This is a genomic window from Pseudothauera hydrothermalis (genome assembly GCF_003345255.1).
Taxonomy (GTDB): Bacteria; Pseudomonadota; Gammaproteobacteria; order Burkholderiales; family Rhodocyclaceae; genus Pseudothauera; species Pseudothauera hydrothermalis.
The window spans coordinates 2,866,398-2,888,860 of sequence record NZ_CP029331.1 but is presented as its reverse complement, the minus strand read 5'-3'; the positions used below and the strand labels follow the sequence as shown (position 1 = coordinate 2,888,860).

Sequence of the window (22,463 nt, the reverse complement as noted above, 5' to 3'; positions counted from 1 at the left end):
TCGATCAAATTGTTTTGCGCAGACTGACCGGCGGGATATTGAGCGATTCGCGGTATTTGGCGATGGTGCGCCGTGCGACGACGATACCCTGCTGGCCCAACAGTTCGGCAATCTTGGCGTCGGACAAAGGCTTCTTTCTGTCTTCGGCATCCACCAGCTGGCGAATCAGCGCGCGAATCGCCGTGGAGGATGCCGCCCCACCGGTATCGGTGGAGACATGACTGCCGAAAAAATACTTGAGTTCGAACACCCCCCTGGGCGTGGCCATGAATTTCTGGGTGGTGACCCGTGACACGGTGGATTCATGCAAGCCCAACTGGTCTGCGATTTCGCGCAGGGTGAGCGGGCGCATGGCCACCTCCCCATGATCGAAGAACTGCCGCTGCTGGTCAACGATGGCTTGGGCCACCCGCAAGATGGTGTCGAAGCGCTGCTGTACGTTTTTGATCAGCCAGCGCGCTTCTTGCAATTGACTGCTCAGGCCGCCGCCGTTGCCACGGTGCTGTTGCAGAATCTGCGCATACAGGGCGTTGACCCGCAGTTTGGGCACCGCCTCGGGGTTGAGGCTCACCGTCCATTGACCATGCAGTTTGCGTACGACCACATCCGGGATGATGTAGCGGGTTTCCTGCGCGGCGTAGCGCGAGCCGGGATGCGGATCGAGCCGGCAGATCAGCGCATGGGCTGCACGCAGCGCCTCATCGTCACAGGACAACAGCCGCTTCAGTTTGACGAAATTGCGCTCGGCGAGCAGCGCCAAATGATGCTCCACAATCTTGAGCGCCAGATCGCGGGTGGCGCCCGCGGGCAAGGCGCGCAGTTGCAGGCTCAGGCACTCTTGCACACTGCGTGCGCCCACGCCGGCCGGCTCCAGGTTTTGCACATGGCGCAGGGCGATGTTCAGATCGTCCAGATCGAAATCCAGCGCTTCGGGCAGCAGCGGCAGCAGTTCTTCCAGCGATTGGTTCAGATAGCCGTCGTCGTCGAGCGCCTCGATGATGAAGCGCACCAATGCGCGGTCGCGGTCCGAAAGCGGAGAGAGTGCGACCTGTTGATCGAGGTGGTCGCGTAGCGAGGTGGCCGCCGCATGGAACTCCTGGAAATCGGCCTCTTCGTCATCGTCGTTACGGCGGCTGCCGCTGCCCGCGGCGCTCAGCCATTCGCCAGCTTCATCGTAGCGTGCGGGGTCTTGTTCGGGCGCATCGTCGCGGGCCGCGTCGCTGCCATCGGCCGCCGAGGTTTCAGTGGCGCCGGGCGCGGGGCGATCCGGCAGCGTGGCGCCCAATCCGCCCACCTCCCCATCGTCGCGTTCCAGCATCGGGTTTTCCAGCAGGAAGCGCTCGATCTCCTGGTTCAGCTCGATGGTGGATAACTGCAGCAGTTTGATCGACTGCTGCAGTTGCGGGGTGAGCGTGAGATGTTGCGAAAGCTTGAGCTGGAGAGTGGGTTTCATGCGGCTATTGCTGTGGCGCTTACAGGCGGAAGTGTTCGCCGAGATAGACCTGGCGCACGCGCTCGTCGCGCACGATGTCATCGGGCTGGCCGCTGGCGAGCACCCGGCCTTCGCTAATGATATAGGCGTGGTCGCAGATGCCCAGCGTCTCGCGGACATTGTGGTCGGTGATCAACACGCCGATACCGCGCTCCTTGAGGAAGCGAATGATCTTCTGGATGTCGAGTACCGCGATCGGGTCGACCCCGGCAAACGGTTCATCCAGCAGGATCAGCCGCGGATCGGTGGCCAGGGCGCGGGCAATTTCGCAGCGCCGGCGTTCGCCGCCGGACAGCGACACCGCCATGTTGTCGCGCAAGTGGGCGATGTTCAGCTCGTCGAGCAGGGTTTCCAGGCGCTGGTCGATGGCGTCGCGGTCGAGCTTTTGCAGTTCCAGCACCGCGCGGATGTTTTCCTCCACGGTGAGCTTGCGGAACACGCTCATCTCCTGTGGCAGGTAGGATAAGCCGCGGCGCGCACGCTGGTGGATGGGCAGATGGGTGAGCCGGGCGCCGTCAAGGGTGATCTCCCCGCCATCGGCGCGCACCAGGCCGACGATCATGTAAAAACAGGTGGTTTTACCCGCGCCATTGGGCCCCAGCAGGCCGACCACTTCGCCACCTTCGACCGTAAAGCCGACATCGTGCACCACGGTACGCGCCTTGTAGCGCTTCTGCAGCCCTTCAACCTTGAGCAGACTCATCCGGGATCTCTTTCAACAGCTTGCGGATCACCTCGGCGGCAAAGCCGCGCCCCTGCAGGAAGCGCGCCTGACGCGCCCATTCGCGTGCGTCGGCGGGCGGCTGGGCGAACTTGGTGCGCCATACGCGATGTGCGCGCTCCAGTTCGGATTCTACGGCTTCGCTCTGCAAAGCCGCCTCGATCAGCGTGTCGGACACACCGCGGCGAGCCAGGTCGTGGCGCAGCCGGGCGGTGCCAAAGCGTGCGGCCTTGCCTCGCACCCAGGCGGTGGCAAAACGGGCGTCGGAGAGCAGTTCCAGTTCGCTCAGGCGGTCGAGCAGGGCGTCGATCTCCGGCGCGCTGCCGTGGTCGGCGAGCTTGCGCGCCAGCTCGGCGCGCGAATGTTCGCGTTGGGCGAGATAGCGCAGTGCGCGCGCACGTAGACCCGTTTCGGCCATGGTCGTCGGTCAGGCCGCGTTGGCAGCCGGCTCGCCGCCGAGGGCGGGCAGCGTCTTCAAGCCCAGAGCCGCGCGCACTTTGTTTTCGATTTCGCGCGCCAGCGCCGGGTTGGCGCGCAAGAATTCGCGCACATTGTCTTTGCCCTGGCCGATCTTGTCGCCGTTGTAGGCGTACCAGGCGCCGGATTTTTCGATGATTTTGTGCTCCACGCCGAGGTCGATGATCTCGCCCTCACGGGACACGCCTTCGCCGTACAGGATGTCGAAATGCGCTTCTTTGAACGGCGGCGCGACCTTGTTTTTGACCACCTTGACCTTGGTTTCGGAGCCGATGACCTCTTCGCCGCGTTTGATCGTGCCGGTGCGGCGGATGTCCATGCGCACGCTGGCATAGAACTTGAGCGCGTTGCCGCCGGTGGTGGTTTCCGGGTTGCCGAACATGACGCCGATCTTCATACGAATCTGGTTGATGAAGATCACCAAGGTGTTGGTGCGCTTGATGTTGGCGGTGAGTTTTCGCAGCGCCTGGCTCATCAGGCGGGCTTGCAGGCCGGGGAGCTGATCGCCCATCTCGCCTTCGATTTCGGCTTTGGGGGTGAGCGCAGCTACCGAGTCGACCACGACGATATCCACCCCCCCGCTGCGCACCAGCATGTCGGCAATTTCCAGCGCCTGCTCGCCGGTGTCCGGCTGGCTGATCAACAGATCGGCGATATTGACGCCGAGCTTTTCGGCATAGCCGACGTCGAGTGCGTGTTCGGCGTCGATGAAGGCCGCGGTGCCGCCGAGCTTTTGCATTTCGGCGATCACCTGCAGGGTCAAGGTGGTTTTACCGGACGATTCCGGGCCGTAGATCTCCACCACCCGGCCGCGCGGCAGGCCGCCTAGTCCCAGGGCAATGTCCAGGCCCAGCGAGCCGGTGGATACGGTCTGGATGTCGCGCTCGATGCTGCCGTCGCCCATGCGCATGATCGAGCCTTTGCCGAACTGTTTTTCAATCTGCGAGAGCGCGGCGGCAAGCGCCTTGGCCTTGTTGTCGTCCATGGGTAAGCTTCCTGAAATGTTGGCGGATTATGGCACAGAGTTTGCTGGAGTGTGCCGGGCGCAGCGGGCGATGCACACCGGTGCGCAGTCTATGGGCTGTATGAATTTACATCAAGCCGCGGTGGGGCCGGCGTCTGCCGCCAGGGCGATCAGCCGCCTCAGTGCGTGCGCGACGGTTTGCCTGCGGATGGCTTCGCGGTCGCCGCTCAATCGCAGCGTTTCGGTCTGTGGCGGATGGCCGCACACCCCCCAGCCGATGCACACCGTGCCGACCGGCTTGGCCGCGCTGCCGCCGGTGGGGCCGGCAATGCCGGATACCGCCACCGCCACGTCGGCGCGGCTGTGCGCCAGCGCCCCGGCCACCATCTCGCGCACCGTGGCTTCGCTCACCGCGCCGTGGGTGGCCAGCGTGACCGGGGAGACTTCCAGCATCTCGCACTTGGCGTCGTTGGAGTAGGTGACAAAACCGCGGTCGAACCACGCCGAACTGCCAGCGGTGGCGGTGACCGCGGTGGCGATCCAGCCGCCGGTGCACGATTCGGCGGTGGCGAGCGTCCAGCGGCGTGCCAGCAACACCTCGCCCAAGCGGCGGGATAGCGCGGCCAGTTCAGTTTCCATCGCAGGCGTCCATCAACCGAACAGCGAGACCAATACGGCGAGCACCAGCAAGGTGTAGCCGGCGGCGATGAGGTCGTCGAACATCACCCCGAAACCGCCCTTGAGGCGCTGGTCGGCCAGGCGGATCGGCGGCGGCTTGACGATGTCGAAAAAGCGGAAAATGGCCACTGCGGCCGCCTGCCACAGCAGCGATACCGGGGTAAACAGCAGCACCAACCAGATCGCCACCATCTCATCCCAGACGATGGCGCCATGGTCCGGCACGCCCAGCGCGCGCCCGGTGCGCTCGGCGGCGATCACACCGGCGACGAACAGGCTGAGCAGGAAAGCAAGGAACACGCCTTCGGAGACCGGGGTGCGTAGCAGCGGATAGAGCAGCCAGCCGACCAGGGTGCCGACCGTGCCCGGTGCCTTGGGCGACAGGCCGGCACCGAAGCCGAGGGCGATAAAGTGCGCCGGGTGGCTGAACAGGAAGCGGGCGTCGGGTCGCATCTCAAGCGAAGTGGTCATAGCCGGTGGTTTGGGGCGGCTGCAGGCTGCCGTCGGCGGCGCGCAACAGTATCTCGCCCGGTCTATCGTTGAGTCGACCGATGCAGTGTAACGGCAGATCGAGGCGCTCGGCGAGTGCGGCGATGTCCGCATGGTGGGCGGCCGTGGCGGTAAACAACAGCTCGTAGTCGTCACCGCCGGACAACAGCGCCCGCAGCGCGACCTCGTGCGCTGCGCCATAGTCGGTGAGTGCCGCAAGTGGCAGGGCTGACAGGTCGATCTGCGCCCCGCAGCCGGATGCTTGCAGCAGGTGGCGCAGGTCGCCGATCAAGCCGTCGGACACGTCGAGCGCGGCGCTGGCCACGCCGCGCAGCGCCTGGCCCAGCGCCACCCGCGGCTGCGGCCGGTGCAGGGCGGCCAGGCACCGTGTGCGACCTACGGGAGCCAGCCGCAGACCGTCGCGCAGCGCCCACAGTCCGAGCGCGGCGAAGCCCGGTTGGCCCGACACCCATAGTTCGTCCCCAGGGCGCGCGCCGGCGCGGGTGAGTGCCTGTCCGGCGGGCGTCTCGCCGATCACCGTGACGCACACATCGAGCGGTCCGCGGGTGGTGTCGCCGCCGGCCAAATCCACGCCGAACGCTGCCGCGCAGGCATAAAAACCTTCTGCGAAGGCCGTCAGCCAAGCGTCATCGGCAGTGGGCAGCGCCAGCGCAAGGAAGGCCCAGCGCGGCTCGGCGCCCATCGCCGCGAGGTCGGAAACATTGACTGCCAGCGCCTTCCAGCCCAGGTCGCGTGCATCGGTGTCGGCAAAAAAATGGGTGCCGGCCACCAGCATGTCGGTGGATACCGCCAACTGCATGCCGGGGCGCGGGGCGATCAGCGCGGCGTCATCGCCGCCGGCCAGCGCGGTGTGTTGGGTGGGCCGCAGAAAGTGGCGGCGGATCAGATCGAATTCACTGGGCATGCTCTCGGGCGCGGCGAATGGGTGGGCGCGCCGAAGCTTAACGCAGCGCGCCGCCCACGGCTAAAATGTTTGCACAAAATAAATTTGCTAAAATAAAAACCGTTTCAATAAAAGGAAGTTCTATGTGCGGCATTGCCGGTGAGATCAGATTCGACGGACAGACCCCCGACCTGGGTGCGATTGCACGCATGAACCAGCGCCAGGCGCGGCGCGGCCCGGACAATGGCGGGGTGTATGCCCAGGGTTCCCAGGCCTGGGGCCACAGGCGCTTGAAGATCATGGATCTCTCCGAATCCGCGCAGCAGCCCATGGTGGATCCCGAGCTGGGGCTCGGCATCGTGTTCAACGGCGCGGTGTACAACCACCCGGAACTGCGCCGCGAGCTGGAAGGCAAGGGCTACCGCTTCTATTCGCACGGCGACACCGAGGTGCTGCTCAAGGCCTACCACGCCTGGGGGCTGGACTTCGTGAAGCGCCTCAACGGCATGTTCGCCTTCGCCATCTGGGAGCGCGACAGCGGCCGCGTGCTGCTCGGCCGCGACCGCCTGGGCATCAAGCCGCTGTACTACGCGGAAATCCCCGGCGGCTTCCGCTTCGCTTCCAGCCTGCCTGCGCTGGTCGAAGCCGGCGGGGTGGACACCACGGTGGACCCGGCCGCACTCAATTTCTACCTCTCCTTCCACGCCGTGGTGCCGGCGCCGCACACCATCTATGCCGGGGTGCGCAAGCTGCCGCCGGGCACGCTGATGCAGATCGAACCCGACGGCAGCCGCCGCGAGCGCAGCTTCTGGACGCTGATGTATCCGCAGGAGCCGGCCGACGAGGCGCGCAGCTTCGAGGAATGGACCGAGATCCTGCTCGACGGCCTGCGCGCCGCGGTGAAGCGCCGCCTGGTGGCCGACGTGCCGGTGGGCGCACTGCTCTCCGGCGGGGTGGATTCCAGCCTCATCGTCGGCCTGATGTCTGAAGCCGGGGTGCGCGACCTGCGCACCTACAACGTCGGTTTCGAGGATGTCGGCGGCGAGAAGGGTAACGAGTTCGAGTACGCCGAGATCGTTGCGCGAGAGTTCGGCACCTGCCACGAGCGCATCTTCGTGCCCGAGGCGCAACTGCTCACCCGCCTGCCCGAGGCGGTCGAGGCGATGAGCGAGCCGATGGTGAGCCACGACTGCATCGGCTTCTACCTGCTCTCCGAGGCGGTGTCGCGCCACAGCAAGGTGGTGCAAAGCGGCCAGGGCGCGGACGAGGTGTTCGGCGGCTACTACTGGTATCCCAAGCTCGCCGGCAGCGCCGATCCGGTGGCCGACTATCTGGCGGCTTTTCGCGACCGCGACTACGAAGAATACCTGCGCACGGTGAATCCGGCTTGGCATGGGGTGGATGCCAGCGCGGCCTTCGTTGCCGCGCACTTCAACGCCCCGGGCGCCGACGACCCGGTGGACAAGGCGCTGCGCCTGGACACTACCATCATGCTGGTAGACGACCCGGTCAAGCGGGTCGACAACATGACCATGGCCTTTGGCCTGGAGGCGCGGGTGCCCTTTCTCGATCACGAGTTGGTCGAATTGGCCGCGCGCATCCCGGCGCGCCACAAGCTGGCGCACGGCGGCAAGGGCGTGCTCAAGGAGGCTGCGCGCAAGGTGATTCCGTCGGCGGTCATCGACCGCCCCAAGGGCTACTTTCCGGTGCCGGCGCTCAAGTACCTGCAGGGCCCGGTGCTCGAACGGGTGCGCGACGCGCTCTCCAGCCGCGCCGCGCGTGAACGCGGGCTGTTCCGCCAGGATTATGTCGACACCCTGCTGGCCGACCCATCCGCCCACATCACGCCGCTGCGCGGCTCCAAGCTGTGGCAGCTCGGCCTGCTCGAATGGTGGCTGCAGAGCCATGCTACCTGAGGCCCGCCCGATGATTCGCAAGCAGATCGCCCGCGCGCTGCGCGCCGGCAAACAGCCCCTGCATCTGCCCGCCGGGCAGCCCGAGGCGGTGGCGATGCCCGAGAACGTCATCGTCGAATGCGGCTGGGGGCGCTGGCTGCCGGCGCAGACCTGGCGCGACCCGGCGCAGCTGGCCGCCGAGCTCTTGCGGGAACGCCCCGGTCAGCGCGACATCGCCTTCTATGTCGAGAAGCCCCAGGTGGTGGTGGCCAGCGCGCCGCAGCAGCTCTTCCTCGACCCTTCGGACGCCTTCCGCCTGCAACTGGCCGGCTACCGTGCCCCGCGCGCCGGCCGGCGCGGCTTCACCCTGCGCCGCCTGCGCACCCGCGCCGACGTGGCGGCGATCAACGCCCTGTATCGCGCGCGCCGCATGGTGCCGGTGGACCCGCAGCGGGTGTGGCGCGAGCGCGCCAGCCGGGCCATTACCTATGCGCTGGCCGAAGACCGCGCCAGCGGCGAGGTGATCGGGGTGGCGATGGGCCTGGATCATGTCGAGGCCTTTGCCGACGCCCAGCACGGCGCCAGCCTGTGGGCGCTGGCGGTGGCCCCGCAGGCCGCCCATCCCGGGGTGGGCGAGGCCCTGGTGCGCTATCTTGCCGAGCACTACCTGGCGCGCGGCCGTGCGTGGATGGACGTGTCGGTGATGCACGACAACGTCCAGGCCATCGCTCTCTACGAGAAGCTCGGCTTCCAGCGCATTCCCGCCTTTGCGGTCAAGCGCCGCAACGCGATCAACGAGCCGTTGTTTACCGGCCCGGCCGAAGCGCTGGCCGGCCTCAACCCGTACGCCCGGCTGATCGTGGACGAGGCCATGCGTCGCGGCATCCATGCCGAGGTGCTGGATGCAGAGAACGGTTACTTCCGCCTCACCCTGGGCGGGCGCAGCATCGTCTGCCGCGAGTCGCTCTCGGAGCTCACCAGCGCGGTGGCGATGAGCCGCTGCCAAGACAAGCGCGTCACCCTCAAGCTGCTCGCCGGCGCGGGACTCAGAGTGCCGGTGCAGGCCGATGCGGCCGACGAGGCCGCCTGGCAGGCGCTGCTGACTGCGCATGGCGCGGTGGTGGTCAAACCGGTAGAGGGCGAGCAGGGCAAGGGTATCAGCGTGAACCTCACCGCGGCCGCGGAGGTGCGGGCCGCCATCGAGCGCGCCCGCCGGTTCTGCGACCGGGTCATCGTCGAGCAGTACTGCAGCGGCCAGGACCTGCGCATCGTGGTCATCGACTACCGGGTGGTGGCCGCCGCGGTGCGCCGCCCGCCGATGGTGGTGGGCGACGGGCGCAGCACGGTGCGCGAGCTGATCGAAAAGCAAAGCCGGCGCCGCGCCGCGGCCACCGGCGGCGAGTCGCGCATCCCGCTGGATGCGGAAACCGAGCGCTGCGTGCGCGCCCAGGGCCACGGTCTGGACGAGGTGCTGCCCGCCGAGGAGCGCCTGCAGGTGCGCAATACCGCCAACCTGCACACCGGCGGCACCATCCACGACGTCACCGACGAGCTGCACCCGGCGCTGCGTGCGGCGGCGGAGAAGGCCGCGCGCGAGTTGGACATCCCGGTCACCGGGCTGGATTTTCTGGTGCCGGCGGTCGACGGCCCGGACTACGTGATCATCGAAGCCAACGAACGCCCCGGGCTGGCCAACCACGAACCCCAGCCCACCGCCGAGCGCTTCGTCGACCTGCTGTTTCCGCGCTCGCGCAGCCAGCAAGGAGATGGCGCATGAACGAACCCCGCCTGCCCGCGGGCACCCTGCCCGCGATCGACTACGACTACCTCGAGGAAACCCTGCTGCAGCTGCTGGCCATCCCCAGCCCGGTGGGCCTCACCGACGCTGCGGTGCGCTACGCCGCCGGCCGCCTGGAAGCGCTGGAGATTCCCTACGAGATGACCCGCCGCGGCGCCATCCGCGCCACCCTGCGCGGGCGCGAGGCCCAGCCGGCGCGCGCCATCGTCGCCCACCTGGACACCCTGGGCGCCATGGTGCGCGAGCTCAAGTCCAACGGCCGCCTGGCCATCGTTCCCATCGGCCACTGGTCGGCGCGCTTCGCCGAGGGCTTCCGCCTGACCATCTTCACCGACCATGGTCAGGTGCGCGGCACCTGCCTGCCGCTGAAGACCTCCGGCCACGCCTTTGGCCCGGAGATCGACACCCAGCCGGTGGGCTGGGAGCATGTCGAGGTGCGGGTGGACTTGCCGGTGTCCAGCCGCGCCGATCTGGAAGCGGCCGGCATCCACGTCGGCGACTGGATCGCCTTCGACCCCATGCCCGAGATCCAGCCCGACGGCTACATCAACTCGCGCTATCTCGACGACAAGGCCGCAGTGGCCGCGCTGCTCACCGCCTGCAAGGCGGTGCGCGACCACCGCCTGAAACTCCCGGTGGACGTGCATCCGCTGCTCACCCTCACCGAGGAAGTGGGTTCCGGCGCCTCGGCCGCGCTGCACGGCGAGATCGCCGAGATGGTCAGTCTGGACATCTCCATCGCCGCCCCCGGGCAGAACACCTCCGAGCACGCCGCCACCATCTGCGTGCAGGACATGTCCGGCCCCTTCGACTACCACCTCACCCACAAGCTCATCGGCCTGGCGCAGGCGCACGGCATCGCCCACCGGCGCGACGTGTTCCGCTACTACCGCTCGGACTCGGCCGCTGCGGTAGAGGCCGGCAACGACATCCGCACCGCGCTGATCGGCTTCGGCGCCGATGCCTCGCACGCCCAGGAACGCACCCATCGCGAGGCGCTGGTGGCGCTCACCCAGCTGGTGATCGCCTACATGACCAGCGAACCGGTGGCGCGCCGTGACTGCCGCAGCATGGGCTCGCTGGAAGGCTTCACCGAGCAGCTGCGCCCGCAGGATATGGTGCTGCCCAACACCCCGCTGCCCACGCCGGAGGAGTTCCTCGACAGCCCGCCGTCGGACAGGGAACATCGGCAGGCAGGCCGATAGCGCAAAGTTTTCATGCTTTTTGAATGATTCCGTAATCCGCTTTGCCCATGCTAAGGCACCTGTTCAACAACCACGGAGCCGGGTATGAGCGCAAGAGACTGGACCCTGGATGCCGCGGTGCGCTGCGCCGACTGCGGCGTGCTGCGCGCCGATGGCGAAGACGGACTGTGTCTGCACTGCCGTTTGCGGCGCATGTGGCGTTCGGCGCTGCGTCAGATCGAGGCGCGTTACATTTCCACCTGGGTGGCGCTTTCCAGCGTGCTGGCGGTGACGCTGCTGATGCCCCTGCTGGCCTGAGCGCCGAAAGATCGACACCGCTCGCGCATCGCCGGGCGCCTCGATCTTGCGCAGGCGCGCAGTCGCGGTCAGTGCGGGCATAATCTGCCTGACCGTGACTATCACGGACTTTATCGGCGGCGTGATGGCCGCCTGCTGCCTCTTCGAGCGGAATCGTGCATGAGCGCCCAGTTCACACTGCTGCAGGAGCGCCGCTTCCTGCCTTTTTTCCTGACTCAGTTTTTGGGCGCGTTCAACGATAATTTCTACAAAAACGCCCTGGTGGTGTTGATTACTTTCCAGGCCGCGCAACTGACCGATGTGGCGCCCGGGGTACTGGTCAACATCGCCGCCGGTCTGTTCATCCTGCCGTTTTTTCTGTTTTCGGCCACTGCCGGGCAGTTGGCCGACAAAGTCGAAAAAAGCCGGCTGATACGCTTGGCCAAGCTCTTGGAGGTGATCGTCATGCTGGCCGCCAGCCTGGGCTTTGCGCTGTCCTCGCTGCCGTGGCTGCTTGCGACCTTGTTTCTGATGGGGGCTCAATCGGCCCTCTTCGGCCCGGTCAAATACGCCATCCTGCCGCAGATCTTGGCCGAGCATGAGCTGGTCGGTGGCAACGCGCTGGTGGAGGCAGGCACTTTTGTCGCCATCCTGCTGGGCACCATCGTCGGCGGTTTGCTGATTGCCGTGCCCGACGGCACGGCCTGGGTGTCGGCAGGGGTGGTGGCGGTCGCGGCGCTGGGCTATCTGGCCAGCCGGGCGATCCGGCCAGTACCGGCGGCCGACCCGCAGATGAGAATCGCCTGGAATCCGCTTGCCCAAACCTGGCAGATGCTGCGCTTTGCGCGCGAGCGTCGCACCGTGTTCCTTGCCATTGTCGGGATTTCCTGGTTCTGGTTTTACGGCGCGGTCTTTTTGTCGCAGTTTCCCGGTTATGCCGCTACGGTGCTGGGCGGCGACGAGCAGGCGGTGACCCTGTTGCTGGCGGTGTTTTCGGTGGGCATCGCGGTGGGTTCGCTGTTGTGCGAGCGCTTGTCCGGCAAACGGGTGGAAATCGGCTTGGTGCCGCTCGGTTCCATCGGTCTGACCGTATTCGGCATAGACCTGTGGTGGGCCAGCCCGGTGCAGGAGGCCGGTGCGACGATGCGCCCGCTGTCTGAGCTACTCGCCCAGCCGGGCACCTGGCGCATCCTCTTCGACCTGGTGATGATCGCGCTGTGCGGCGGCCTCTACATCGTGCCGCTGTACGCCCTGGTACAAAGTCGGTCCGCGCCCGCGCACCGTTCGCGCATCATCGCCGCCAACAACATCCTCAACGCCGCCTTCATGGTGGCCGCCGCCGCCCTGGGCGCCGGGCTGCTTGCCGCGGGCTTCGGCGTGGCGCAGATCTTCCTGATTACCGCACTGCTCAACGCCGCGGTGGCCTTCTGGCTCTACACCCTGGTGCCGGCGTTCCTGCTGCGCTTCATCGTCTGGCTGTTGGTGCGCACCGCGTACCGGCTGAAGGTTGAGGGCCTGGCGCACCTGCCGGAAAAGGGGCCGGCGCTGATCGTGGCCAACGGTGTCAGCGGCATCGATGCGTTGATCGTGCTGGCCGCCTGCCGGCGGCCGGTGCGCTGGGCGATTGACCAAGGGACGATGCGAGGGCCCTTCTTGTCATGCGTGTTCCGCGCCAGCCGGGCCATACCGCTGCCTTCGGTCACGGAAGAAGCGGCCGCTGCCGCGCGCGCATTCGATGAGCTGGCGCGTGCGCTGACAGCCGGCGAGCTGGTGGGTCTATTTCTGGAAGGGCGGATTGCCGACACCGGTGAATCCCAGCCTTTGCCCCCGGATATCGAGCGTATCGTCCGCCGCAGCCCGGTGCCGGTCGTGCCCATGGCGCTAGGCAGGGCGCGGGGCGGTTTTTGCAGCCGCCGGTGGCGCCTGGGGTTCTTCACCCGCATTCGACTGGTCATTGGCGCACCGCTGCCGCCCCAGGCGGTGACCGCTCGAGGCGTGCAGCAGCAGGTGGCGGCGCTGGGCGGGGCAAGGCGGTGACCGGGCCCGCCCGCAACTCGACCTTCGACCGGCTGTTTTTGGCGCTATGGCCGGACCGGCGGCTGCGCAGTGCGCTCGCCCGTTACCGCGACGCCTGGCACTGGCCGGCGCATGCGCGCCGGGTGCGTACCGACAAACTGCATCTGACCCTGCATTTCATTGGCGCGGTGCCGGCCGCGTGTGCTGCCGGGCTGCTGTCCGGGCTCGCCGTGCCCTTCGACGCGTTCGAAGTGGTGCTGGAGCGCCCCGCAATGTGGCCGCAAGGGCTGGCGGTGCTGGAGCCGCAAACCGTGCCGCCGCCGCTGGCGGCCCTGCACGCGGCCTTGGGTGAGGTTCTGCATGCCGCCGATCTGCCGGTTGCTGCCCGCCCTTTTCGCCCCCATGTCACCTTGGCCCGGCGCGCTGTCGGCGCCCGAGCGCCGGCGCAGGCTGTGGCCTTGCACTGGGCAGTGAGCGGCTATGTGCTGGTGGCGTCGCGCTTGGGTGCCGATGGCGGTTATCGGGTGTTGGCGCGCTATCCGGCCAGGGGGGCGGGCGCATGAGCCTGGTGCGCGGTTTGCCGCCGATTGCCGCGCCCGATGCCCGTGTGCTGGTGCTGGGCAGTATGCCGGGTGCGGCATCGTTGGCTGCTGGGCAGTATTACGCCCATCCGCGGAATGCCTTTTGGCCGGTCATGGGCGCTTTGTTTGGCTTCGATCCGCGCGCGGAGTACCCCGAGCGTGTCGCCCGCTTGCAGGCGGCCGGTGTGGCGGTGTGGGATGTGCTGGCGTGTTGTCAGCGGCGCGGCAGCCTGGATGCGGCCATCGACTTGGCCCGCGCGCAACCGAACGATTTTCGGACCTTTCTTGCCGCGCATGCACAGATTCGGCGCCTCTACTTCAATGGCGCGGCCGCCGAGGCCGCCTGGCGTCGCCTGGTCTTGCCGCAAGGCGCTTGGGCGGCGCTGCCCAGATGGCGCCTGCCGTCAACCAGCCCGGCGCATGCGTCCCTCAGCCTGGCGCGCAAAATCGAGGCGTGGCGGTTACTGGCCTTGGCCTGAGCGCTGCGGCCTTCGATGCCCTCACCCCGCCTGTATGCAGGCGTCAAGGTGCTGGCGATAGCAAACGAAGCCGGCCAGCGCCGCGCCGACGGCTTCTGCTGCCTCGTGCGGTGGACAGTGGCGGTCGGCAAACGACCAGAACGCCTGCCAGCGGGCCGGATCGGCAGTGTCGGGGAAAAAGCGCCGGGGGGCGTCGGGCAGGCTGCGAGCCAGGCAGCGCGCCAGCGTGGCCGCCCCCAGGCGGGCGCCTTCGAGCACATACAGCAGGCCGACCTGCGCGGCCGGTGAGTGGGCAGGCGGGGGCAGGGCGCGTAACGGCCACGGGCTGTGACCGAGCTCGGCCAGATCGGCATCGAGTGCCGCCAGGCGGCCGCTGAATTGGCGTGCCGGGGCGAATCCGGCCACGCTGGCTTCCAGCGCCGCCTGTGGGGCGTGCAGGGCGGCCAGTGCCCGCGCGTATTGGGCGAGCGTCAGGGTGGTGGCGGTCAGCGGCCGCAACAGCGGGTGATGATCCAGGGCGCGGTGGGCGCTGCGGGTGGCCGTGCGCAGGCGCTGGGCAAGCGCGGCGGTGTTCATGCGCGCACCTCGGAGAGCAAAAGTTCGCGCAGCTTGAGTGCGAGCAGACGGTCTTCGTTACGCCACGGGCGGCTGTAGCCCAGCCGTTTTTCCACCCATTTCTCAAACGAGCGACGCGGGGCGATGCCGAGTTTGCCGTCGTGAAATTCCGCCGGTTTGTCCGGGTTGCCGCCCCAGGCCACTTCGTGGATGTGTTCGCCGCGAGTCAGGTATATCCGAAGGCCGTGGCCGGTGGCCCCATCAAGGCGCAGCGCCAGCACCCCGGCGATTTCGGTGAGCGGCAAGTCAGGCACCGTGCGGGATAGGCTGTCGCAGGTCCACACCAATTCGCCCGCGCGCTGGCCGAACCAGGTATCGAAGCGCTCCAGCACGCCAGGTTCCAGCCCCCGGCCTACGCAGCTTGCGCCCTGGTGGTTGCACAGCATGGCGCCGTCGGCCTGAAACTCGCTCAACAACAGCGGCGCCACTTCCGGCCAGGCGGCATAGAGGTCGCCGTGCCGGCGCAGCGGCGCGCGGGCGGCTTCGAAGCGTCGCGACAGGCTGTCGATCATGCGCATTCTGCACTGAGCGGCGTAAGCGGTCAGGGCCAGCGCGAAGGCTTTGACCTCGTCGGCCAGGGCTTCGAGCAAGCCGTGCGCAAGTTGCAACGCCTGGTGATGGTGGGCGGTGATCAGCGCCACCAGTTGCCCGGCGCTGACCACCGGAAGAGATAGCGAGCCGGCCACCCCCATATTGGCCAGGTAAATGCGGTGCACCGGCGAGACGCTGCGCAGGTCCGACCAGGTCAGATCGGGCGCTTGGGCGGTATGGCCAAGGAGCGCGACCGGCTCGCGCCGGGCGTCGACGATGAGCCGCCAAGGGTTTTTCAAGTACAGCGCGCGAGCGATCTGCGGAATGTCGCTAGCCGGAAAGCGTAACCCCAGATAGCTGCCCAGGTCTTCGCCCTGCCGCACTTCGTCGATGACCTCGCCGTCGCCTTGCTCCAAAAAAGCGTAATAGAGCACCCGTCGGGCAGCGGTGTGCGTGCTGATTGCTTGCAGCAGGCGGCGGCGCGTGGCCGCGAGCGCTCGATCGTCGGCAAACGGCTCGATGATCGTGGCCGTAGGCGGGGCGGCGCTGAGGCCGGGATCGTGTGCGGTGAATTCGAGTACGCAGGCGCCGTCGCCGCCGCGATTGAGGCAAAGATCCAGCGCGCCGTCGCGGCCGTCGACGCCGCCGGCCAGCGCGCGGCGGCTGCCCGGTTCAGGCGGCAACGCTTGCAGGTGAACCGCCAGCGCCGGGGGCAGCGGGCGGCCGATCCAGTCTTGGGGTGGGGCGCCCAGAAAATGGCCGATGTTGGCTGCGGCATGGGTGACCCGTCCGTCGGCAGCCACCGCTAGCAGGGTGCCGTGGTCTTGAATGGCGCCGGACAAATGCAAGGGCTCTTGTTCGCATTGCGCAAGAAAACCGCGTTCCATGGTCAAGACTCCGTTGTGCGGGCCAGGAGGTCTTCGAATTCGACCGCTTCCATCGGCCGCTGCAGGTGGTAACCCTGTCCGACCGTACAACCCATTTGCACCAGCCAAGCCAACTGCCGGTCGGTCTCGATGCCTTCGGCCACCGTGGTCATTCCCAGCGCATGAGCCATGCCGAGCACCGCGCGGGTGATGGCTTCGTCCTCTTTGTCTTGCCCCAGGCCGTCGACAAAGCTTTTGTCGATTTTCAGTTCATCGATCGGCAGACGCTTGAGGTAGTTCAGGGACGAATACCCGGTGCCAAAGTCATCCACCGCAATGCGTACACCCGCTTCATGCAGGCGGTGGAGTGTGTCGAGCACCCGGTCGCTGTGTTCCAGCAGGGCGCCTTCGGTGATTTCCAACTGCAAAAGCGCCGGCGTCACGCCGGCCTGCTGCGCCAGCTCGAGTAAGCGTTCGGCAAATTGGTGCTCGCGGATGCTGCGCGGCGAGGCATTGAAGGCGATGGGCGGCGGGGCAAGACCCAGCCGCTGCCATTCGGCCAACTGCGTAATCAGCAGGGTTTGCACGGTGTGGTCGATCTCGACGATCAGGCCGCTGGCTTCGGCCACCGGAATGAAATCGGCGGGCGAGACCCGGCCCAAGGTGGGATCGGTCCAGCGCAGCAGCGCTTCGGCGCCCAGTAGCCGGTGCGTCGGGGCAAGTTGGAACTTGGGTTGATAGACCAGCCGCAGATGGCCGTTTCTGAGCGCCTCGCGCAGTCCACTCTCCAGCGCGGCCTGACGGAGCAGGCGCACATGCAGTTCGGCCTTGAAAAACTCCACCCGGTTGCGCCCCTGTTCCTTGGCGCGGTACATGGCGGAGTCCGCTTTTTTGATCAGTTCGGCCGAATCTTCCCCGTCGTCCGGGTAAAAGGCCACGCCCACACTGGCGGACAGAAACAGCTTGCGGCCGCCGACTTCGAACGAGGCGGCCAGATCGTTGATGATCCGGCGTGCGATGCGGTCGACCGCCTCGGCGTCGCAGTTGCACAATAGCGCGGTGAATTCATCGCCGCCCAGCCGCGCCACGGTGTCCACGTCGCGGACCACGTCGCGCAGCCGGTTTGCTGCCTGCTTGAGCACTTCGTCGCCGACATCGTGACCCAAGGTGTCGTTGATGGTCTTGAAATTATCCAGGTCGATGAACAGCAGCGCCACCCGGCCCCGGTGGCGGCGCGCCTGGGCCAGCGCGTGGCGCAGGCGGTCGTGGAACAGCGCACGGTTGGGCAGCGTGGTCAATGGGTCGTGGGTGGCCAGGTATTCCGCTTTGCGCTGCGAATCCTTGATCTGCGAGATGTCGGAAAACACCGCCACATAGTGCTCGGTGCGCCCCGCCTCGTCGTCGATGCGGCTGATGGTGAGCCATTCAGGGTAGATCTGCCCGTTTTTGCGTTTGTTCCAGATCTCGCCCTGCCAGAATCCGTTTTCCATCAGGGACTGCCACATGTGCCGATAAAATTCCGCACTATGCCGCCCGGACTTCAACAGCGTGGTGGGTTGGCCGACCGCTTCTTCACGGCTGTAGCCGGTGATTTTGACGAACGCCTCATTGACCGTCTGGATGATGCTGTGCGGATCGGTCACCACGATGGCCTCGCCGGCGTGGTCGAACACCCTGGCGGTGATGCGCAGCTGCTCTTCGGCATGCTTGCGCGCGGTGATGTCTTCGGCTTCGACGATGATCGCGGTGGGCTTGCCCTCGGCATCGAAAATGGCTTGATGCACGCTGTGCAGGATGCGTGTGCCGCCGTCGCGTTCGACCCGGTGTTCGCCGCTTTTGGGCACGCGCTCGCGTAAGCTCGCCAGATCGAGCGCCCAGAAGTCGGCCGCCAGCTTGGCCGGCAGTAACTGGAAGTCGGTTTTGCCGAGGTAGTCATCGGCCAGGCCAAAAAACGTCAGCAAGCGGCGATTGGCGTAAAGGTAGGCGCCGGACGGGTCCTTCAGGGCGAATTTGACGGTGGTTTTCTCCATCAGCGCGTTCATTCGCGCCTGGGATTCTTTGAGCCGCGCCAGCGCCTGGGTGATCTCGGTGTTATCGATCAGGGTGACGATCAAGCTAATCACCTGCCCGCTGGCATCCAGCCCCGGTGTGACCGCCAGGCGCAGATGGCGGCCGTCCTGGGTGATCTGGCGTTCTTCACGGTCGCCGTGGGCCAGCACACAGCCAAGCAGTTGCTCGATATCGGCCTCGCCGGTGACCAGCCGCAGGCGCGAGACATGCTGGTGCAGCGCCGTGGGGCGCAGATCGAAGCGGCGGGCGGCAGGGGCGTTGAAACGGGTCAGTTGTGCGTGACGGTCGAACACCAAAATGGGAAACGACAGCGCATCGTAAAGGTGGGTGTATTCGGCGTTGAGCCGGGACAGTTCCTGTGTTTTGACGCCGAGTTCTTCGTTGAGGCTGACCAGCTCTTCATTGGTGGCCTGTAATTCCTCGTTGGCCGCTTCCAGTTCCTCGTTGGTGGCTTGCAGCTCTTCGTTGGCGGCCTGCGCTTCTTCGTTGAGCGCCTGCATCTCCTCGTTGGCCGTGGCCATTTCCTCGATCAAGGTCTGCAGGTGCTCCCGGGTGGCCAGCAGCTCATCCTCGATCTCCGGCCGGGCCGGGGCGGCGTTTTCCGGGTGGTGCTCCGCGGTGACCTGTTCCGGGGCCACGGTGACCATCAGCGACCGGGTACCCGCTTCGCTCAATGGCTCAATGCTGACCCGCACCCAGTTTTCGCCCACTTTGCGACGCCGGCCCGATTGCGCCTTGCCGGTTTGCTGGCAGCGATGGAACAGGGTGAGCATTTCACCGCGCAGCGCCGGCACCGCCACGTCAAAAAGGTTCAGCCGGGCGGCGCCGGACGGAAACTGCAAAAAACGCTCGACCTGGCCGGCACTGTGCCGGATGTTGCCGTCCTCATCGCACAGCAGCACGGTCAAATCGTAGCGCCGCACCAAGCCGGCCAGCAGCAGGTCGGCGCGCCGTTCGGGCCGCTGCATCGGCGGGCGCGCAGTGCCTGCCGGGGCGGCGCCGGGCAGCACGGCAGCCGCATCCCCGCTTTTGCGGAACAGCCGCTCGCGCCGCTCGAGCGGCACGAACAACCGTTCGGCCTGGGCGACGCTTTCCGAGCGGCCGAGAAACAATAGGCCGTCTTTGACCAGGCCGAAGTGAAAGGTCTGCAACACCCGCGCTTGCAACGGCGCATCGAAATAGATCAGCACATTGCGGCAGGACACCAGGTCCAGGCGCAGGAAAGGCGGGTCGGAGACCAGGTTGTGGCGTGCAAACACCACCATGTCGCGCAAATGCTTGGCAACCTCGAAAGACCGGTTGACCGCGCGGAAATGGCGTTCCAAAAGCGCCGGCGACAGCTCGGCCAGGGCGGCGGCCGGATAGATGCCGCGACGGGCCACGTTGAGCGCCTCGTCGTCGATATCGGTGCCAAAAATCTGCACCCGGTAATGCGCGATGCGCTCGCCCAGCGCTTCGGCCAGCAAAATGGCCACCGAATAGGCTTCTTCGCCGCTGGCGCAGCCGGCCACCCACACCCGGATTTCGCTACCCGGACTTTTGCGCGCGCAAATTTCCTGAATCTGGCGGCGTAAGGCGTCGAAGGCGTCGCGGTCGCGGAAAAACGCGGTGACCGAGATCAGAATGTCGCGGGCGAGCCGATCCAGCTCCTCCGGATGGCTGTCCACCCAGCGCAGATAGGCGGCCAGGTCCGGATGACCGGTGGCCACCTCGCGGCGGCGGATGCGGCGCATCAGCGTGCCGGTCTTGTAGCCGGAAAAATCGACTTGCAAGCTCTGGCGCAGTTTGGTCAGCAAGCGTTCCAGCAGATCGGGCGGTGCGCGGTCGGTGTCGGGCGCCGCCATGGCAACCAGCTCGGCCAGGCGTACGGCCAGGCCGTCGGGCGGCAACACATGGTCGACCACGCCGGCATCGATGGCGGCCCGTGGCATGCCGTCGTATTTGGCCGACTCGGGCGCTTGCGCCAAAGTGTGCCCGCCGGCCGCCTGAATGGCGCGCAGCCCGGCGGTTCCATCCGTGCCGGTGCCCGAGAGCACGATGCCGATGGCGAATTCGCCCTCTTCGGCGGCCAGCGCGATCAGGAACTGGTTGATCGATGGCTTGGGCACCACCTCCGGCGGCGCGGTTTCCAGCTGCAAGCGGCCATCTTTGATCAGCGCGTTGTGGTTGGCCGGCACCACGTAAATGGTGCCCGCTTGCGGGCGCTCGCCGTGGCGGGCCTCGCGCACCGCAAGCGGGGTTTCACGCCCGAGAATGTCCGCCATCATGCTGCGGTGGTTGGGCGACAGATGCTGAAGCACCACATACGCGCAGGGCAACTCGGGCTTGAGGTGAGCGATGAACTGGCTGATGGCCTCCAGGCCGCCGGCCGAGGCGCCGATGCCCACCAGGTAGGTTTTCCCCTCGCTCTTTTTGCCCATCGCCGCGCAGGATGATCAGGCTGTGGTCGAAGCGCCAATGCTAGCACCGCTGCGTGGCCAACGGGCTTCATCTAGGGCGCAAGATGTGCGGAGTTTTAGTGAAATTGTGCAATGTGTCATGGTCAGTTTGCCGTGTATGTTGGCTTGCCGCGTCTGGGTGGGCGGTTTGCGCCGGGCGCGGCTTTGCCGCGCCGCATCGATATGACTAAAGTTAAGAATACGCTGAACCGTTAATACGGCTGCAACGGTAAGCGTCAGCCTGCCTTGCGGGCGTTTTGGAAAACAAAGAGACCGGGAGAACGACAACCATGCTCGATTCACTAAAACTCAAAACCAAGATCGTCCTCTTGGTGCTGGCTGCTTTCATTGGCCTTGCGCTCACCATTACGTTGAGCGAGCTGGGCGTCAAAAAAGACCTGATGGATGCCCGCAAGTTGCAGGTGCAGTCGATCGTCCAAGCCTGTTTGCAGATTGCCGCGGGCTACCAGGCGCGCGCCGCCGCCGGGGAGATGAGCGAAGCCGAGGCGCAGGAACGGGCCAAGCAGGCCATGCAGTTCTTGCGCTACGGCGGGCCGGAAGGGAAATCGGAATATGTCTATATCTGGCGCAGCGACGGGGTGTCGGTGATGCACCCGATCCGCCCGGAATGGGCCGGCCGCAACATGACCGAGGAGCTCAAAGACGGCAAGGGGCGCTACACCATCAAGGACGTTTTGCAGGTCGCCCGTGCGCAAGGCGCGGGGTTCGTGGACACATCGTTTCCGCGGCCGGGCGGCACGGTGGCGGTGGACAAGTTGCAGTATGTGGCCACTTTCAGCCCGTGGAACTGGGTGATCGGCACCGGGGTGTATGTCGATGATGTCACCGAGGCTTTTACCTCGCGCCTGATGGTGGATTTGGTCATCGGCAGTGCGATCATGCTGGTCATCATCGGCCTGGGCGTGGCGATTGCGCGCTCGGTGCTGCGCAAGATCGGCGGTGAGCCGGGCGATGCCTTGGTGATCATGGAGCGTGCCGCCGGCGGCGATTTGACCGTGGATGTGCCCGCTGCCGCGCCGCACAGCCTGCTCGGCGGGTTGTCGCGCATGCTGCGCTCGATTCGCGCCATGGTCGAGCAGATCGCCAGCGGGGCGCAGACGCTCAAGGCCACCGCGGAGCACATCTCCGAGGCGTCCAGCCAAGTGGCTTCGGCCTCGCACCGTCAGGCCGACTCCACCTCCTCGATGGCGGCTGCCATCGAGCAGATGACCGTGTCGATCAACCATATCTCGGACTCGGCGCGCGACACTGAGGAAAACTCCTCCTCGGCGGCTGCCATGGCCGAGGCCGGCGAGCAGAAAGTGGCCACCGCCACCGAAGAAATGCACCGCATTGCCGCCACGGTGTCTTCGGCGGCGGAAATGATTCGTTCGCTGGAAACCCGCACCAACGAGATCTCCTCGATTGCCAACGTGATCAAGGAAATCGCCGCGCAGACCAATCTATTGGCCTTGAACGCCGCCATCGAGGCCGCGCGCGCCGGCGAGCAGGGCCGCGGCTTCGCGGTGGTGGCCGATGAGGTGCGCAAGCTGGCCGAGCGCACCTCGGCCGCCACCGAGGAGATCGGCGGCATGATCGGCGCCATTCAGAGCGACACCGCCAGCGCGGTGAGCGCCATGGACAAAGCGCTGCCGCAAGTGGCGCGCGGCGTCGATCTGGCCCAGGAGGCGGCCCAGTCGCTGCGCGACATCCGCGATGGCGCCGGCGTTACCTTGGCGCGCATCCGCGATGTGGCGCTGGCTACCCGCGAGCAGAGTGCGGCGAGTAACGCCATCGCCCAGCAGGTCGAAAGCATTGCGCAGATGGTCGAGCAAACCAGCGCCTCGATGCAGCAGACCGCCGAGTCGGCGCACAGCCTGGAGCGCATTGCCCGCGAGCTCGGCGAACTGGTGGCGCGCTTTAGGCACTGATTGCGGCGCTTGGCCGCCGGTGGGGGCACGCGCCGGC

18 protein-coding genes are annotated in these 22,463 nt (G+C 66.5%); 8 read left to right on the top strand and 10 right to left on the bottom strand.

Annotation, left to right across the window (positions count from 1 at the left end; translation table 11 throughout):
* Positions 1 to 4: 4 nt before the first annotated feature.
* The 7 genes from DIE29_RS13770 to thiL form a co-directional block, all read right to left on the bottom strand.
* Complete coding sequence (locus tag DIE29_RS13770; RefSeq protein WP_102042875.1) at positions 5 to 1,453, bottom strand: RNA polymerase factor sigma-54; 1,449 nt, start codon at positions 1,451 to 1,453, stop codon at positions 5 to 7.
* A 19-nt stretch (positions 1,454 to 1,472) separates the two neighbouring features.
* Positions 1,473 to 2,195: an LPS export ABC transporter ATP-binding protein gene (gene lptB, locus DIE29_RS13765; RefSeq protein WP_102042874.1), complete on the bottom strand. Its 723-nt coding sequence runs from the start codon at positions 2,193 to 2,195 to the stop codon at positions 1,473 to 1,475.
* Positions 2,176 to 2,631, bottom strand: a complete 456-nt coding sequence (gene recX / locus DIE29_RS13760; protein WP_102042873.1) for a recombination regulator RecX — start codon at positions 2,629 to 2,631, stop codon at positions 2,176 to 2,178. Before recX ends, lptB begins: the two co-directional genes overlap by 20 nt.
* 9 nt (positions 2,632 to 2,640) lie before the next feature.
* Positions 2,641 to 3,675, bottom strand: coding sequence for a recombinase RecA (gene recA, locus DIE29_RS13755; RefSeq protein ID WP_102042872.1), 1,035 nt, complete (start codon positions 3,673 to 3,675; stop codon positions 2,641 to 2,643).
* A gap of 111 nt (positions 3,676 to 3,786) precedes the next feature.
* Entirely contained in the window at positions 3,787 to 4,293 is a 507-nt protein-coding gene (locus DIE29_RS13750) for a CinA family protein (RefSeq protein ID WP_102042871.1), read from the bottom strand.
* Between the two features lie 12 nt (positions 4,294 to 4,305).
* Positions 4,306 to 4,785 carry a phosphatidylglycerophosphatase A family protein gene (locus DIE29_RS13745; RefSeq protein ID WP_102042870.1) on the bottom strand — a complete coding sequence of 160 codons (480 nt, stop codon included), beginning with the start codon at positions 4,783 to 4,785 and terminating at the stop codon, positions 4,306 to 4,308.
* A gap of 1 nt (position 4,786) precedes the next feature.
* Positions 4,787 to 5,746, bottom strand: a complete 960-nt coding sequence (gene thiL / locus DIE29_RS13740) for a thiamine-phosphate kinase (RefSeq protein ID WP_102042869.1) — start codon at positions 5,744 to 5,746, stop codon at positions 4,787 to 4,789.
* 122 nt (positions 5,747 to 5,868) lie between these two features.
* Here thiL and DIE29_RS13735 point away from each other — a divergent pair, with 122 nt between their 5' ends.
* From DIE29_RS13735 to DIE29_RS13705, 7 genes are all read left to right on the top strand, one after another.
* On the top strand, positions 5,869 to 7,641 hold the full coding sequence (locus DIE29_RS13735) for an N-acetylglutaminylglutamine amidotransferase (RefSeq protein ID WP_102042868.1): 1,773 nt from the start codon (positions 5,869 to 5,871) through the stop codon (positions 7,639 to 7,641).
* A 10-nt stretch (positions 7,642 to 7,651) separates the two neighbouring features.
* A complete protein-coding gene (ngg, locus tag DIE29_RS13730; protein ID WP_102042867.1) occupies positions 7,652 to 9,397 on the top strand; it encodes an N-acetylglutaminylglutamine synthetase in 1,746 nt (581 codons plus the stop codon).
* Positions 9,394 to 10,623 carry an osmoprotectant NAGGN system M42 family peptidase gene (locus tag DIE29_RS13725; protein ID WP_114650161.1) on the top strand — a complete coding sequence of 410 codons (1,230 nt, stop codon included), beginning with the start codon at positions 9,394 to 9,396 and terminating at the stop codon, positions 10,621 to 10,623. The genes ngg and DIE29_RS13725 overlap by 4 nt, the downstream gene beginning before the upstream one ends.
* 84 nt (positions 10,624 to 10,707) lie before the next feature.
* Positions 10,708 to 10,920, top strand: a complete 213-nt coding sequence (locus DIE29_RS13720; RefSeq protein WP_102042865.1) for a hypothetical protein — start codon at positions 10,708 to 10,710, stop codon at positions 10,918 to 10,920.
* Positions 10,921 to 11,079: 159 nt separating this feature from the next.
* On the top strand, positions 11,080 to 12,936 hold the full coding sequence (locus DIE29_RS13715) for an MFS transporter (RefSeq protein WP_102042864.1): 1,857 nt from the start codon (positions 11,080 to 11,082) through the stop codon (positions 12,934 to 12,936).
* Positions 12,933 to 13,478, top strand: a complete 546-nt coding sequence (thpR, locus tag DIE29_RS13710) for an RNA 2',3'-cyclic phosphodiesterase (RefSeq protein WP_102042863.1) — start codon at positions 12,933 to 12,935, stop codon at positions 13,476 to 13,478. Before DIE29_RS13715 ends, thpR begins: the two co-directional genes overlap by 4 nt.
* Positions 13,475 to 13,975 (top strand): DNA-deoxyinosine glycosylase, encoded by a 501-nt coding sequence (locus DIE29_RS13705; protein WP_114650160.1) that lies wholly within the window; start codon positions 13,475 to 13,477, stop codon positions 13,973 to 13,975. The genes thpR and DIE29_RS13705 overlap by 4 nt, the downstream gene beginning before the upstream one ends.
* A 21-nt stretch (positions 13,976 to 13,996) precedes the next feature.
* Here DIE29_RS13705 and DIE29_RS13700 read toward each other — a convergent pair whose 3' ends face one another.
* The 3 genes from DIE29_RS13700 to DIE29_RS13690 are packed head-to-tail and all read right to left on the bottom strand — an operon-like array spanning position 13,997 to position 20,477.
* Positions 13,997 to 14,551, bottom strand: coding sequence for a biliverdin-producing heme oxygenase (locus DIE29_RS13700; protein WP_114650159.1), 555 nt, complete (start codon positions 14,549 to 14,551; stop codon positions 13,997 to 13,999).
* Positions 14,548 to 16,008, bottom strand: a complete 1,461-nt coding sequence (locus DIE29_RS13695; protein ID WP_114650158.1) for a GAF domain-containing protein — start codon at positions 16,006 to 16,008, stop codon at positions 14,548 to 14,550. Before DIE29_RS13695 ends, DIE29_RS13700 begins: the two co-directional genes overlap by 4 nt.
* A gap of 2 nt (positions 16,009 to 16,010) precedes the next feature.
* On the bottom strand, positions 16,011 to 20,477 hold the full coding sequence (locus DIE29_RS13690; protein ID WP_114650157.1) for an EAL domain-containing protein: 4,467 nt from the start codon (positions 20,475 to 20,477) through the stop codon (positions 16,011 to 16,013).
* 308 nt (positions 20,478 to 20,785) lie between these two features.
* Here DIE29_RS13690 and DIE29_RS13685 point away from each other — a divergent pair, with 308 nt between their 5' ends.
* Complete coding sequence (locus DIE29_RS13685; protein ID WP_114650156.1) at positions 20,786 to 22,426, top strand: methyl-accepting chemotaxis protein; 1,641 nt, start codon at positions 20,786 to 20,788, stop codon at positions 22,424 to 22,426.
* Positions 22,427 to 22,463 lie beyond the last annotated feature (37 nt).